Origin of the sequence: Streptomyces sp. NPDC057010 (genome assembly GCF_042673805.1) — a bacterium.
GTDB lineage: Bacteria > Actinomycetota > Actinomycetes > Streptomycetales > Streptomycetaceae > Streptomyces.
This window is the reverse complement of sequence record NZ_JBHUSC010000004.1, coordinates 204435-217555: the sequence shown is the minus strand read 5'-3', so window position 1 is coordinate 217555 and position 13121 is coordinate 204435. Positions and strand designations below refer to the sequence as shown.

The window sequence follows — 13121 nt, the reverse complement described above, 5'->3', positions numbered from 1 at the left end:
ATCAGGCGGCGTGGCGGTGGAGCCAGGGGAAGAAGTGCCGACGGGGCGACAGGGGGGCGAGATGGGCGGCGCCGTAGCCGTACTCGTCGCGGACGTCCGCACTGCCGCATTCGGGGCACATGGAGCGGGCCGGGGTGACCGGGACTCCGTGATCGGTGTAGACGTCGTGCTCGAGGGCCAGATAATCCAGCCGACAGGTGACGTCATATTCGTCACGCCAGGTGTTTGCACAGGTCAGACAGGTGTGACGGTCTGTTTCGTGGACGCTTTCGCCGGGTTCCAGTCGCGGCATGGTCTGCATGGCAGTCATGGTCTTTTCCTCGATTCAGGATGTAACTTGATAATCCGCCGGGAGATTTTCTGACCCGGTCGGCCTTCTCTTCCAGATAACACCCTGGCAATACCCCGAAACATCGGGCGATGGGCCTTTAAATAGCGGGACCGCCTACTACTTTCGTATCCGTACGAAAGCAGTAGGCGGTCCGAAACGGGTCCGCTATGGGTTTTCCGGAGGGTTCAGCGGTCGATGCGTTCCCAGCCCCGGCGTGGGATGCGGCCGGTCAGTTCTTCGGGGTCGCGCGTGCGGTAGAGGATGTAGGGGCGGAAGAAGTACTGCACGGGTGCGCTGAACATGTGCACCAAGCGGGTGAAGGGGAGCATCGCGAACAGCAGCATGCCGATGAGGGCGTGGACCTTGTAGCCGAGCGGGACGTGGTCCATCAAGGACACGTCCGGTTCCAGCCGGAAGAGGCTGCGGGCCCACGGGGCGATGGTGGTGCGGTAGTTGTAGCCGGACTGGAAGTCCGAGTGGATGAACTTGTTGGTCAGGCCCCAGACGATCGCGCCGACGAGCACCACGTACATGGCCTTGTCGTTTCGGGTGGTGGCACGGAATACGGGGGCCTTGGTGCGGCGGCGCCAGATCAGGGTCAGGATGCCGAGCACGGCGAGGGTGCCGGCCAGGCCGCCGCCGAGCAGCGAGAAGAGGTGGTAGGTGTGCTCGTCGATCCCGACGGCCGCCGTCCATGAGGAGGGGATGAAGAGGCCGATGAGGTGGCCGGCGAGGACGGAGAGGATGCCGTAGTGGAAGACCGGGGAGGCGATGTTGAGGATCCTCGACTCGTAGACCTCGGAGGAGCGGGTGGTCCAGCCGAACTTGTCGTAGCGGTAGCGCCAGAACAGTCCGGTGACCAGCACCCCGAAGACCAGGTACGGGAGGGCTCCCCACAGGAAGGTGTTCATCGGCTGTCTCCGGTGATGAGGGGCAGCTGGGTCAGGTGGGCGTACGGGGGCAGGTCGTCCAGCCCGACGCTCTCCTGGGGCGGGCCGGCCAGGGCCAGGGCGCGGGCCTCCGCCCGGTCCTTGGGGGTGGGGCCGGGCAGGGTCGCCGAGACCGCGGCCACCACCGCGGCGTACGGGGTGCCGTGTTCGGCGAGGGCCAGGCGCAGGAGTTCGAGGCCGGGTCGATGCCGGGCCAGCAGGCCGGCGTCGGCGGTCGCGGCGGTGAATTCGAGTACGGCGGGCAGGAAGTCGGGCAGCTCCTCGCCGCTGAAGAGGAGGCCCCGGGCCCGGTAGGCCTCCTTGAAGGCCAGGAGCGAGCGGCCCCGGCGGCGCGTGTCTCCGTCGGCCCACCAACTGAGGTACAGGCTGTGCCGGGTCTTGAAGTCGAAGACGGCGACGTAGTGTTCGCCGAGGGCGGCCGCGGGGGTGGCGGCGGCGTGTTCGAGGAAGGGCCCCAGGGCGGCGGCGGCCGGGTGGGGTTCCGCTTCGAGGGCCCGGCGCACCAGGTGCATCCGTTCGTGCCAGCCGTCCCCGCCAGGGTAGAGCAGGCAGTGTGCGGCGGCCTGGTGGAGGAGACGGGCCGGCCGGTCCAGCGGGATGTCCACGCCGTTCGGCGGCCGCGGCGACGATGCCGGCCCTGTCGGGGCCGTGGAGTTCGTGGAGGTCACTGCACGTCCTCCTCGCGGTCGGCGGTCTGCCGTTTGCGGGTGGCGTGGAAGTTCTCGATCGTGACCAGCGGCAGGGACTTGCGACCGGAGTCGTCGCCGAAGGGGCCGGACGCGCCCATGCCCGGGCCTCCGTCGTAGTCCAGCGAGCAGCCTTCCGCGAGGGCCGCTTCCTCCAGCGCCCGTGCCTGGCCGATGGCGGCCGTCGGGATGACGTAGCGCTCGTCGTACTTGGCCAGGGCCAGCAGCCGGTACATCTCCTCCAGTTCGGCCGCGGTCAGCCCGACGGCCTCGGCCGCCTCCCCGGACGGGGTGCGGCCCAGGTTGTGGTCGCGCATGTGGGAGCGCATCGCGGCGAGTTTGTCGAGGGAGGCGCGTACGGGGGCGGTGTCGCCCGCGGTGAACAGCTCGGCGAGGTACTCCAGCGGGATGCGCAGGGCGTCGATGGCGCCGAACAGGTTGCCGGCGTCCTCTCCGTCGTGGCCGGAGCGGGTGACGGCCTCCACGACCGGGGAGAGCGGGGGGATGTACCAGACCATGGGCAGGGTCCGGAACTCCGGGTGCAGGGGCAGGGCGACCTTGTAGGTGCTGATCAGGGCGTGGACCGGGGAGCGGCGGGCCGCCTCGTACCAGTCGTGCGGGATGCCGTCGCGTTCGGCCGCACGGCGTACCTCGGGATCCTCGGGGTCGAGGAACACGCCGAGTTGCGCCTGGTACAGGCCGTGGTCGTCGGGGGTGGAAGCGGCGGCGGTCACCTTGTCGGCGTCGTACAGCATCACGCCGAGGTAGCGCAGTCGGCCGACGCAGGTCTCGGAGCAGACGGTGGGCAGGCCGACCTCGATCCGCGGGTAGCAGAAGGTGCACTTCTCGGCCTTGCCGGTCTTGTGGTTGAAGTAGATCTTCTTGTACGGGCAGGCTGTCACGCACTGGCGCCAGCCGCGGCACTGGTCCTGATCGACCAGTACGATGCCGTCCTCGGCGCGCTTGTACAGGGCTCCGGAGGGGCAGGCGGCCACGCAGGCCGGGTTGAGGCAGTGCTCGCAGATCCGCGGCAGGTAGAACATGAAGGTCTGCTCGAACTCGAAGCGGATCTTCTCGCCGACCTGGTCGCGGATGCGGGCGACGACCGGGTCGTCGGGCCCGTGCTCGGCGGCCCCGCCGAGGTTGTCGTCCCAGTTGGCGCTCCACTCGATCTTCATCGGCTTGCCGGAGAGGAGTGAGCGGGGCTCGGCGACGGGGTAGTCCTCGCCGAGGGGGGCGTCGGTGAGGTTCTTGTAGTCGTAGGTCCAGGGCTCGTAGTAGTCCTTGATCTCCGGCAGTACGGGGTTGGCGAAGATCGATGCCATCTTGAACAGGCGGCTGCCCTGGCGGAGTTTGAGCCGGCCGCGCCGGTTGAGTTCCCAGCCGCCGCGGAACCGCTGCTGGTCGGACCAGCGGCGAGGGTACCCCTGGCCGGGCCGGGTCTCGACGTTGTTGAACCAGACGTACTCCATGCCCTGCCGGTTGGTCCACGTCTGCTTGCACGTCACCGAGCACGTGTGGCAGCCGATGCACTTGTCGAGGTTCATCACCATGGCGACCTGCGCCATGACGCGTCCGATGCCCGTCGCGTCGCGAGCCATCAGTACTGCACCTCCTGGTTGCTGCGGCGCCGGATGACGGTGACCTCGTCGCGCTGGTTGCCGGTCGGGCCCAGGTAGTTGAAGGCCCAGGTGAACTGGGCGTAGCCGCCGATCAGATGCGTGGGTTTGATCATCACGCGGGTCAGGGAGTTGTGGATGCCGCCCCGCTTGCCGGTGGTCTCGGACTTGGGCACGCCCACGGTCCGCTCCTGGGCGTGGTGCATGAAGACGGTGCCGGCGGGCATTCGGTGGGAGACCACCGCGCGCGCGGCGACGACGCCGTTGCGGTTGACGGCCTCGATCCAGTCGTTGTCCTTCACCCCGATCGCCTCCGCGTCCTGGACTGACATCCAGATCAGCTGCCCGCCGCGGGAGAGGGAGAGCATGAAGAGATTGTCCTGGTACTCGGAGTGGATGGACCACTTGTTGTGGGGGGTCAGGAACCGGACCGTGACCTCCCGCTGCCCGTCGGCGCCGAGCCTCGGTTCACCGAAGAGCCGGTGGATGTCCAGGGGCGGGCGGTAGACGGGCAGGGCTTCGCCGAGCTCGTGCATCCAGTCGTGGTCGACGAAGAAGTGCTGGCGGCCGGTCAGGGTGTGCCAGGGTTTGAGGTGTTCGGTGTTGAGGGTGAACGGACTGTAGCGGCGGCCGCCCGCCTCCGACCCGGACCATTCCGGCGAGGTGATCACCGGGACGGGGGCCGCCTGGGTGTCGCGGTAGGAGACGCGTTTGCCCTCGTGCTCGGCGGCCAGGTGGGCCATCTCCTGGCCGGTCCGTTCCTCCAGGGTGTGGAAGCCCTGGGTGGCCAGGCGGCCGTTGGTGGTGCCGGACAGGGCCAGGATGGTGTCGCAGACCTTGACCGCGGTGTCCAGGGCGGGCCGGCCGTCGGCCACGCCGCCGCGGACCACCCCGTTGAGGTGCCGCAGCTGGTCGACCTCCTCGTCGGGGCGGAGCGCGATCCCCTTGATCGGCAGCCCCAGCTCCTCGGCGAGCGGCCCGAGGGAGGCGAGCTTGGCGCTGGTCGCCGGATAGTCGCGCTCGACGACGGTGAGGTGGGGCATCGTCCGTCCCGGGACGGGCTCGCACTCCCCCTTCGCCCAGTCCAGCGCCACCCCGCCGGGCTGGGCGAGTTCCCCGCCGGCCGTGTCGTGCTGCAGTGGTGTGGCGACCAGGTCCTTGCGCACCCCGAGGTGCGTGGCGGCCATCTCGGAAAAGCGGGCGGCGATGTCGTGGAAGGCCTCGAAATCGGTGCGGGTCTGCCAGGGCGGGTCCACCGCGGGGGTGAAGGAGTGCACGAAGGGGTGCATGTCCGTGGAGGACAGGTCGTGCTTCTCGTACCAGGTCGCCGCCGGCAGGGTGATGTCGGACAGCAGGGTCGTCGACGTCATCCGGAAGTCCAGCGACAGCAGCAGGTCGAGCTTGCCCTCCGGAGCCTCCTCGTGCCAGCGCACGTCACGCGGGCGGACCTCCGGCCCGGCCTCCTCGGCGCGCAGCGTGTGGTGGGTCCCCAGCAGGTGTTTGGAGAAGTACTCCGCTCCCTTGGCGGATGACCCCAGCAGGTTCGCCCGCCATACGGTCATCACCCGCGGCCAGTTCTCCGGCGCGTCCGGGTCCTGACAGGCGAAGTTCAGGCTCCCTTCCTTCAGTTCGGCGACCGCCGAGGCGACCGGGTCCGCGGCCTCGCCCAGGGCGAGGGAGCTGCGGTCGAAGGTGGGGTAGGAGGGCATCCAGCCCATCCGGGTGGCCGCGGCCAGGCAGTCCGCGGCGGTCATCCCCGCAAGGCGGCCCTCCCCCAGTGGGGAGGCCAGCACGTCGGAGTGGAAGCGGTCGTAGCGCCACTGGTCGGTGTTCAGGAAGAAGAACCCGGCTCCGATGCCGAAACGGGGCGGGCGGGACCAGTCGGCGCCGGACGCCACCGTCGACCAGCCGGTGATCGGGCGGACCTTCTCCTGCCCGACGTAGTGCGCCCAGCCGCCGCCGTTGCGGCCCTGGCAGCCGGTCAGCTGCAGCAGCGCCAGGAACGAGCGGTAGATCGTCTCGGAGTGGAACCAGTGGTTGGTGCCCGCCCCCATGACGATCATGCAGCGTCCCTCGGTCTCCTCGGCCGTGGACGCGAATTCCCGGGCGATCCGCACGCATGCCGCGGCCGGGACCGAGGTGTGCTCCTCCTGCCAGGCCGGGGTCCCCGGGTGGGCCGCGTCCTCGTAGCCGGCCGGCCATGAGCCGGTCAGTCCCTCCCGCCCCACCCCGTACTGCGCGAGCAGCAGGTCGTACACCGTGGTGACCAGCGGGCCGCCCTCGCCCCCGATGCGGACCGCGGGTACACCGCGGCGCAGCACCTCGCCCCGGCCCTGCCCGTGCTCCCCGCCCTCGGTGTCGAAGCGGGGCAGCAGCACCGGGACGCCGACCGGGTCGTCCCCGTACAGCGACAGCTTGGGCTCGATGCCGTCCAGGTCGAGGTTCCACTTGCCCTTGCCGGACTCGGTCCAGCGGAAGCCGAGCGAGCCACCGGGCACCACCGGCGCGCCGGTGCGCCCGTCGAGCATGACCGTCTTCCACTCCGCGCCCTCCCCCGTGTCGCCGATGTCGGCGGCGCGCAGGAACTTGTGCGGGACGTACGCCCCGTCCCGCTCCGCCAGGGTCACCAGGAACGGCAGGTCGGTGAACTTCTTGACGTAGCCGAGGAAGTACGGGCTCTGCTTGTCGACGAAGAACTCCTTGAGGACCACGTGTCCCATGGCCTGTGCGAGGGCCGCGTCGGTCCCGGGGTGCGGGTGCAGCCATTCGTCGGCGAACTTGGCGTTGTCGGCGTAGTCGGGCGCCACGACGACCACCTTCTGGCCGCGGTAACGGGCCTCCGCCATCCAGTGCGCGTCGGGGGTCCGGGTCACCGGGACGTTCGACCCCCACATCATCAGGTACGCCGCGTCCCACCAGTCCCCCGACTCCGGCACATCCGTCTGGTCCCCGAACACCTGCGGCGAGGCCACCGGCAGGTCGGCGTACCAGTCGTAGAACGACAGCATGCTGCCGCCGATCAGCTCGATGAAGCGGGAGCCGATCGCGTACGACACCATCGAGAACGCCGGGATGGGAGTGAAGCCGACGATCCGGTCCGGGCCGTGCTCCTTGACGGTGTGCACGTGGGCGGCGGCCACCATCTCCACGGCCTCGTCCCAGCCCGCCCTCACCAGGCCGCCCTTGCCGCGGGCCCGCTGGTACGTGCTGCGGCGCTCGGGATCCTGCTGGATGTCGGCCCACGCCAGCACCGGATCGCCCAGGCGCTGCTTCGCCTCCCGGTACATCTCCAGCAGCACGCCGCGAACGTACGGGTAGCGGACGCGGGTCGGAGAGTACGTGTACCAGGAGAACGAGGCACCGCGCGGACAGCCGCGCGGCTCGTACTCCGGGCGGTCCGGGCCCACCGACGGATAGTCCGTGGCCTGGGTCTCCCAGGTGATGATGCCGTCCTTGACGTACACCTTCCACCGGCACGAACCCGTGCAGTTCACCCCATGGGTCGAGTGCACGACCTTGTCGTGGCTCCACCGGTCCCGGTAGAAGACGTCACCCTCACGGCCGCCGGTGATCGTCTCGCTGTGCCAGTCGGCCGCGTGCTCGCCTGGACGGAAGAACCGCCCGGTCCTCAGCAGCAGCTCCCCCGGCTCGGTCGTGGTCGGCTCCGGCACATCGGCCTCCTGGCCCCGGTCGTCGTTCCGACCAGCAAATCAGCTGGCCCGGACAACGGCCCGCCGGATGGTCGGGGACCAGGACCGAATGGAGTACGGGGGGGAGGTGGGCCGGCCCGGCTGCGCTACGGCAGGTCATAGCGGCGAGTCGCGAGAAGTGTCCGTCATGCGGCGCGGCAGGCGGGGCAGTGCGGCGAAGCCGGCGGGGAGGGCGGCACGGCTGCGACGATCTCCGCGCGGGCTGTGCCGACGTGATCCGGGACCGGGACGAGGAGGGCGCGCTCGCCCACGGAATCCTCCACCTCTTCTGCACGGCAGAGCATCCCGGCTGCGAGAGCGTCTTCAACCGCGCGGATGAGTACGCAGCAGCAACCGCCCCGTCCTGCGGTAAGCCACACGCGGTAAGCCACGCAGCACCAAGCACTCCGGCTCAGGGCCGGAATTGCCGACATGGCTCCGGCCCTTGAGTCGGGTGGGTCAGTGGGACGAGACGAAGCCGGCTGACTGGTCGAGGTGGAACGGCGAGCCGGGGCTCGCGGGTGTCCAGCCGTCGGCGAGAGCGGTGCGGATGCCGTCAGCCACCTGGGCGGGCAGGACCGGGCTGCCGGCCGTTCCGAACCAGTTGCTCGGGTGCGGCTGGTTGGTCGTGATCACCAGTGTGGTGCCGGAAGCCTGGGCGTGTTCGACCGCGTAGGTGAGGGGTGACATGACCAGGCTTTGGCCGTAGGTCGGCCGTCCGCGGAGCCGCCACCGGTAGGTGGTTCCATCCACGGCGATGAGCCGTGACCCCTTTCGGACCAGTGTCATTGTCCACGTCCTTTCCCACGTGACAGTAGTGAAGGGCAGCTGATCGTGTCACCCCGGTTGCCGGTCAAGCGCGGCAGCGCAGAGGTGCTCGTTGCGCGACTTGCGGCGAGCGGCCGTCCCGCGGCCGGATACCCTCGGGGCATGCGGATCTCCGTTTCCTCGGACATGGACGAACCCGTGGCTCGCGCACTCCTCCGGCAACTGCGCGACCGCGGACACGACGTGGTGGCCTACGGGGCGCTGAGCCCTGGCGACGATCCGCAGTGGGCAGCCTGCTCGGAGGCGGCAGCCCGTGAGGTCGCCGCCGGGAACGCCGACCAGGCCGTCGTGTGCTGCTGGACCGGTACCGGCGCATCGATCGCCGCGAACAAGGTTCCCGGCGTACGCGCGGCCCTGTGCACGGACGCCTACACGGCGGACGGTGCGCGCCGCTGGAACGACGCCAACGTGCTCGCGCTCAGCCTGCGCCTGACATCGGAACCGCTGCTCAAGGAAATCCTCGACGCCTGGTTCGCCGCCGAGGCGAGCGCGGACGCCGAAGACCGGCAGAACGTGGCGCGTCTCGAACGGCTCGACAACACCAGGACCACACCCATCGGCTGAGTGTTGTAGGGCGTAGGGGCCGGCACGACCGGACGGCCCGTGCCGGGCAGGGGTCGTCCTCAGTCACCGGTGGTCGGGGCTCAGCAGCGCGGCGGCCGCGGCGATGAAGGCTACGGATGCTTCCTTGGCCGCGTGCCGCCGGGCGTCCAACTCGGCCCGGTCGATGGCTTTGCGCAGCGCGTACGTGGCGTCTGCGGCCTGCTGGGCGGGGCCGGCCAGTTCGGGGACCAGGACCTGAAGGCGGATGTGGGGCGCGGTGATCGCCGCCCGGGTGTCGTGGGACCTCGTCTGGGACTCCAGCTGGTGCTCGGTGCCCGCCTCGGTCAGTGTCAGACGCTCCCGATGGAACATCGCCGAGCGGTGCGCGTCCAGGGCGGCCGCGAAGTCGGTGACGGCGCCGAGCTGGTCCTGGCGGTGGCTTTGGGCGCGCTCCTCGGCGCGTGCGGTGCGTGCCGAACGGTGCTGGAGGAGTCCGGCGGTCAGGGCACCGGCAAGGGTCCCGAGTACCGCAACGATCGAAGGCCATATCGACATCAGGTGTGGGTCCTCTCGGGTGGTCGGTTGGGGGGTGAGGTCGACGGACCGCCGGCGCGACGTCTCGTCCCCCAACGCTGATCAGCGCGGCATTGAAGGTGCTCGACCTCGTCGACGGCCCTCTGCACGAGGAATACCGCAGGACCCGACACGGCTTCATCGACTCGGTTGCCGCGGCGCGCTGACACCGGGTGCCCCACACCCGACCATCCGGGGCAGTGGGGCCCACTGAACGTCGGTCACGCCGGGCTCGTGGGGAAACCGTCACGGCACCGTGAACCAGCAGATGTCGCCGGAGTCGGGCAACCGGGAATGCGCGTCAACCTCTGCCTCGATTCGCGCCAAAGCCGCGGCCTTGTCCGCATTCCAGGGCAGGAAGTGATCCTGATCCGACTCCGTCAGGTCGCCTGGTCGCACCCCGGCGTCGTGCAGCTCGGCGACGATCCGCAGGAGCAATGCCAGCTGTTCCTGGAATGAGGCGCCTCGTCCGAGCAGGCCGCCCACGGCTCCGCTGACGACCGAGAAGCCGAGCCAGTCGTGGTGTGCGTATTGGCTGAGGTAGTCCAGCTCTCGGCGGTACGCCTCGTCGTTCACCATGGCTCAGTTCCCGTGCTGTGGGATGTGAATCGCTCCTCGCCCCTCGTCTTGCCGTCGCTGTCGACCGCGGTCTCGCGTGCGGAATCATGCCGGAACTGGTCGTCGGGGTCGAGGCACTTCAGTCCCAGCGGGTCCAACCGGACGAAGGGGTTGGGGGTCCGCCGATCGGGAGCAGCCGCGAGGCCCTGCTTTGCTTGCTGACTCGCGGCGGGATCTCCTTCCAGCACACGGGGGCCTGGAAGGAGTTTCCCGGACCAGTGCCCGGACCCGAACTTCGACGCCAAGCCGGAGCGGCTCGAGTACGCGATCCACGTGGGGCCCAACCGCACGTGCACGTTCGAATTCGTGTTCGACGAGTTCGGCACGCTGGGCATCCGCCCGACCGTCGGCTCCTGCTGGGCAGAAGAAGACCGTCCCGACCGGCTGTCGGCAGATGTTGGGGCGTCAACCCGCCCGCATGCGACTGCTCATGCGCTTGCGGGCGGATGCGGTCAACTCGTCAGACGGAAGTGAACGATGGTGGCCTCATCGGTCGACTTGATGTCGGGGTAGTGGAACCGCAGCCTGTCCTGCAGCTCGGCAAGGTCGCGGAACCCGTCGGCGATGGCGTCCGCCTCGGTCAACTCGGCAACGCTTTTGGAAGTGATCTGAGTGATCACACCCGGCAGCACCACCTCCTCGTCCAACTCGAACACCATGTTCACCGGGCCCGTCTCCACTGGGTCTCGGAACCGCACCGTGGTCATCTTCCGCCCGGTGCGTACAGCATCGAGATAGGCGCGATGGAAATGCAGGGCCTGTATCGCGGGCGAGCGCAGCGCGCTGTCGGACCCTGCGGACTGCTCCCCCCAGACATAGGCATGCGGCAGAAGGTCGGAGACCGCGACACTTCGAATGCCGCCGGCTACCGGCACGAGGACGCGGATGCCCGGGTGATAGTCCAACAGGACCTGCCGGTCCCGGCCACACGGCGCGAGCACGCCGCGCCCCGTGTCGCCGACGGCGACGATCGCCGTCAGGTCACGTGCTCCCGCAGCGCGCGCATTCCCGAGCGCCACCAACTCCGCGCAGGGTCCGCCCGTGAAGTGATAGAGGTTGATGCCACCGAACATCCGGCCCTGCGCGTCTCGCACGGCTGCCCCGACGGTGTGCACCTCCCCGTCGCCGTTGGCCTCAACAATGCGCTGGGCGAACTCGACCAGCTCCAGATCTTCTTCCGTCGGCATATGCATCGTGCTGTCCATCCAACAGACACTACTCATGCACGCCCCCGAGCCATGCAACCCGGTGAACGTTCACGGTCACAGCACCAGCCGAAGTCCAGGTCATGGGCGCGGTGTCCCCAACCTCGACGACGGGGCGTGCGAGCATCGGGGGCATGCTCTCAGGCGCACACGTGATCCTCTACTCCCAGGATGCCGAAGCCGACCGGGCCTTCATCAGGGACGTCCTCGGCTTCGCCCACGTCGACGCGGGACACGGCTGGCTGATCTTCAAGCTGCCGCCCGCCGAGGTCGCCGTGCATCCCACCGACGGCGCGCCTAAGCACGAGTTCTACCTGATGTGCGACGACCTCGACGCCGTACTCGTCCAGCTGGCGGAGCGGGGCGCGGAGCTCACCGGCGAGGTGACCGAGGAGCGGTGGGGACGCCTTACCGCCGTACGCCTCCCCAGCGGCAGTGAACTGCCCCTGTACCAGCCGCTGCACCCCGTCGCGCACAGCCTCGACTGAACCTTCGCCGCCACCACGTCACCGCGGGGACTGCCCCGGCCCGTCCGCCTTGGAGGTTTGATGCGTGCAGGCGTCGTTGTCGCCGCGCAGCCCGGTGTGGAGGACCTCGCCGCGCGGGCCGAGGAGTTGGGCTTGCACAGCTTCTGGGTCAACGACACCCCCATGGTCCACGGCGATCCCTTCGTCGCCTTGAGCCTCTGCGCGAGGGCCACCAGCCGCATCAGGCTCGGCATCGGCGTGACCTCACCGGCGCTGCGCTCGGCCCCGGCCGCCGCGAGCGGGCTCGCCAGCCTCAACGCCCTGGCCCCGGGCCGGATCATCTGCGGAGTCGGCACGGGAAACACCGCCCGGCGCACGCTGGGCATGCGGCCGACCACGGCGGCGAGGCTGGAGGACTTCACCGTCGCACTGCAGGACCTGTGCGCAGGGCGTTCGACCCGGTACCGCGAAGGCGACCGGGTCCGCGACATCCGGTTCCTGCACGAAGGGACGCACGTGAACACCGCCGACCCGATCGAGTTCGTCGTGGCCGCGCTCCTCGGACCGAAGGCCGCCACCGTCGCCGGCCGCCGCGGCACCGGTCTCATCTCCTTCGGCCTGCTGGACCCCACCGCCTGGCACGGGCTGCACGACACCCGCCGCCACGCCGCCCAGGACACACCGCACGTCCCCGACTCCCCCACGGACTCCCGGGCGAACTCCTACGTGGTCACCTCGCTCCACCTACTCGACGAGGACGAGGACCCCCACGGCGACGCGGCCCGGGACGCGACGGGCCACCTCGTCCTGTCACTGCTGGCCTTCGCCGCCGACACGGCCGCCGACACACGCGCCCTCGCCGAGCAACTCGGCCCCGAGGAACGCGAGGCGGTGCGACGGCTCCTCGACCGGCGCGGCACTACCGCCACCGCCCCGGACCGGCACACCAAGCTCTACCCCAACTACCTCGGACGCATCGCACCGCAGGAGCGGGACCTGGTTCTGCCGTCGCTGATGAACACCCTGGCCCTGGTCGGCACCCGCGACGACCTCCTGGCCCGTATCACCACCCTGGAACGGGCCGGCGTCGACGAACTCCTCATCCAGCCGGTGGTCGACCCGCCCGCCGAGATGGCCCGGCTCGCGAAACTCCTCGCCTGAGCGGACCCCGGCAGTCAAGCGCCGTTCCAGGGGGTGTGTGGCGTGAGCATTTCGTGGAGGCAGCGGCGCAGTCCGCTGCTGGAGTCGACCGGTGGGAGCCACGGCACCCGCTGAAGCAGGTCGCCGAGTTGATCGGTGCTCGGGTCGGACAGCAAGGCGCGGAGCTCGTCCGGGACAGGGTCGCCAACCAGGCACAGCCAGGCACAACCAGGCGAGGCCGGCGCCGACGCGAACCTCGGGCGGCCGGCCGGGGTCCGACCACAGGTCGCGGGCCCACACTGGAGCGTGCTCATCCCGGTGTTCGCGGGCGAGTTGGGCGATCGCCAGGATCAGGCTCACCCGGACCACCGGATCCGTTTCCACCGCCAGACTGCGGTGCAGCGCTGAGGAAACGCGTGGGACCTCGCTGGTCGTCGCCGCCAGGACGAAGGCGCTCGCGGAGCGCACGTCG

At 69.7% G+C, this 13121-nt stretch carries 12 protein-coding genes; 3 read left to right on the top strand and 9 right to left on the bottom strand.

From position 1 onward, the window contains the following. Position 1: 1 nt before the first annotated feature. From ACFTXQ_RS06915 to ACFTXQ_RS06890, 6 genes are all read right to left on the bottom strand, one after another. Positions 2-310: a hypothetical protein gene (locus ACFTXQ_RS06915; RefSeq protein ID WP_382636591.1), complete on the bottom strand. Its 309-nt coding sequence runs from the start codon at positions 308-310 to the stop codon at positions 2-4. Positions 311-516: 206 nt separating this feature from the next. Continuing rightward, on the bottom strand, positions 517-1242 hold the full coding sequence (narI, locus tag ACFTXQ_RS06910) for a respiratory nitrate reductase subunit gamma (RefSeq protein WP_382636589.1): 726 nt from the start codon (positions 1240-1242) through the stop codon (positions 517-519). Continuing rightward, positions 1239-1874, bottom strand: a complete 636-nt coding sequence (narJ, locus tag ACFTXQ_RS06905) for a nitrate reductase molybdenum cofactor assembly chaperone (protein WP_382636758.1) — start codon at positions 1872-1874, stop codon at positions 1239-1241. The genes narI and narJ overlap by 4 nt, the downstream gene beginning before the upstream one ends. Positions 1875-1945: 71 nt before the next feature. Further along, positions 1946-3568, bottom strand: a complete 1623-nt coding sequence (narH, locus tag ACFTXQ_RS06900) for a nitrate reductase subunit beta (RefSeq protein WP_382636587.1) — start codon at positions 3566-3568, stop codon at positions 1946-1948. Further along, complete coding sequence (locus ACFTXQ_RS06895) at positions 3568-7257, bottom strand: nitrate reductase subunit alpha (RefSeq protein WP_382636585.1); 3690 nt, start codon at positions 7255-7257, stop codon at positions 3568-3570. Before ACFTXQ_RS06895 ends, narH begins: the two co-directional genes overlap by 1 nt. 477 nt (positions 7258-7734) lie before the next feature. Further along, positions 7735-8064, bottom strand: a complete 330-nt coding sequence (locus ACFTXQ_RS06890) for a hypothetical protein (RefSeq protein WP_382636584.1) — start codon at positions 8062-8064, stop codon at positions 7735-7737. 141 nt (positions 8065-8205) lie between these two features. Here ACFTXQ_RS06890 and ACFTXQ_RS06885 point away from each other — a divergent pair, with 141 nt between their 5' ends. Continuing rightward, positions 8206-8667 (top strand): RpiB/LacA/LacB family sugar-phosphate isomerase, encoded by a 462-nt coding sequence (locus ACFTXQ_RS06885; protein WP_382636582.1) that lies wholly within the window; start codon positions 8206-8208, stop codon positions 8665-8667. Between the two features lie 63 nt (positions 8668-8730). Here the strand turns inward: ACFTXQ_RS06885 and ACFTXQ_RS06880 are convergent, their stop codons facing one another. The 3 genes from ACFTXQ_RS06880 to ACFTXQ_RS06870 all read right to left on the bottom strand — a co-directional run bounded on the left by ACFTXQ_RS06880 (position 8731) and on the right by ACFTXQ_RS06870 (position 11042). Continuing rightward, positions 8731-9201 (bottom strand): hypothetical protein, encoded by a 471-nt coding sequence (locus ACFTXQ_RS06880; protein WP_382636580.1) that lies wholly within the window; start codon positions 9199-9201, stop codon positions 8731-8733. Between the two features lie 264 nt (positions 9202-9465). Then, on the bottom strand, positions 9466-9798 hold the full coding sequence (locus ACFTXQ_RS06875; RefSeq protein WP_382636578.1) for a hypothetical protein: 333 nt from the start codon (positions 9796-9798) through the stop codon (positions 9466-9468). Between the two features lie 491 nt (positions 9799-10289). Then, on the bottom strand, positions 10290-11042 hold the full coding sequence (locus ACFTXQ_RS06870) for an ASCH domain-containing protein (RefSeq protein WP_382636577.1): 753 nt from the start codon (positions 11040-11042) through the stop codon (positions 10290-10292). A gap of 134 nt (positions 11043-11176) precedes the next feature. Here ACFTXQ_RS06870 and ACFTXQ_RS06865 point away from each other — a divergent pair, with 134 nt between their 5' ends. Continuing rightward, complete coding sequence (locus ACFTXQ_RS06865; protein WP_382636575.1) at positions 11177-11530, top strand: VOC family protein; 354 nt, start codon at positions 11177-11179, stop codon at positions 11528-11530. A gap of 60 nt (positions 11531-11590) precedes the next feature. Continuing rightward, positions 11591-12670 (top strand): LLM class flavin-dependent oxidoreductase, encoded by a 1080-nt coding sequence (locus ACFTXQ_RS06860; RefSeq protein WP_382636573.1) that lies wholly within the window; start codon positions 11591-11593, stop codon positions 12668-12670. The last annotated feature ends 451 nt before the right edge of the window (positions 12671-13121 follow it).

Coding starts and splice junctions, on each gene's coding strand:
- narI (WP_382636589.1), bottom strand. CDS start 1,242: ATGAACACCTTCCTGTGGGGAGCCCTCCCGTACCTGGTCTTCGGGGTG.
- ACFTXQ_RS06885 (WP_382636582.1), top strand. CDS start 8,206: ATGCGGATCTCCGTTTCCTCGGACATGGACGAACCCGTGGCTCGCGCA.
- ACFTXQ_RS06915 (WP_382636591.1), bottom strand. CDS start 310: ATGACTGCCATGCAGACCATGCCGCGACTGGAACCCGGCGAAAGCGTC.
- ACFTXQ_RS06870 (WP_382636577.1), bottom strand. CDS start 11,042: ATGGACAGCACGATGCATATGCCGACGGAAGAAGATCTGGAGCTGGTC.
- narH (WP_382636587.1), bottom strand. CDS start 3,568: ATGGCTCGCGACGCGACGGGCATCGGACGCGTCATGGCGCAGGTCGCC.
- ACFTXQ_RS06860 (WP_382636573.1), top strand. CDS start 11,591: ATGCGTGCAGGCGTCGTTGTCGCCGCGCAGCCCGGTGTGGAGGACCTC.
- ACFTXQ_RS06875 (WP_382636578.1), bottom strand. CDS start 9,798: ATGGTGAACGACGAGGCGTACCGCCGAGAGCTGGACTACCTCAGCCAA.
- ACFTXQ_RS06880 (WP_382636580.1), bottom strand. CDS start 9,201: ATGTCGATATGGCCTTCGATCGTTGCGGTACTCGGGACCCTTGCCGGT.
- ACFTXQ_RS06865 (WP_382636575.1), top strand. CDS start 11,177: ATGCTCTCAGGCGCACACGTGATCCTCTACTCCCAGGATGCCGAAGCC.
- ACFTXQ_RS06890 (WP_382636584.1), bottom strand. CDS start 8,064: ATGACACTGGTCCGAAAGGGGTCACGGCTCATCGCCGTGGATGGAACC.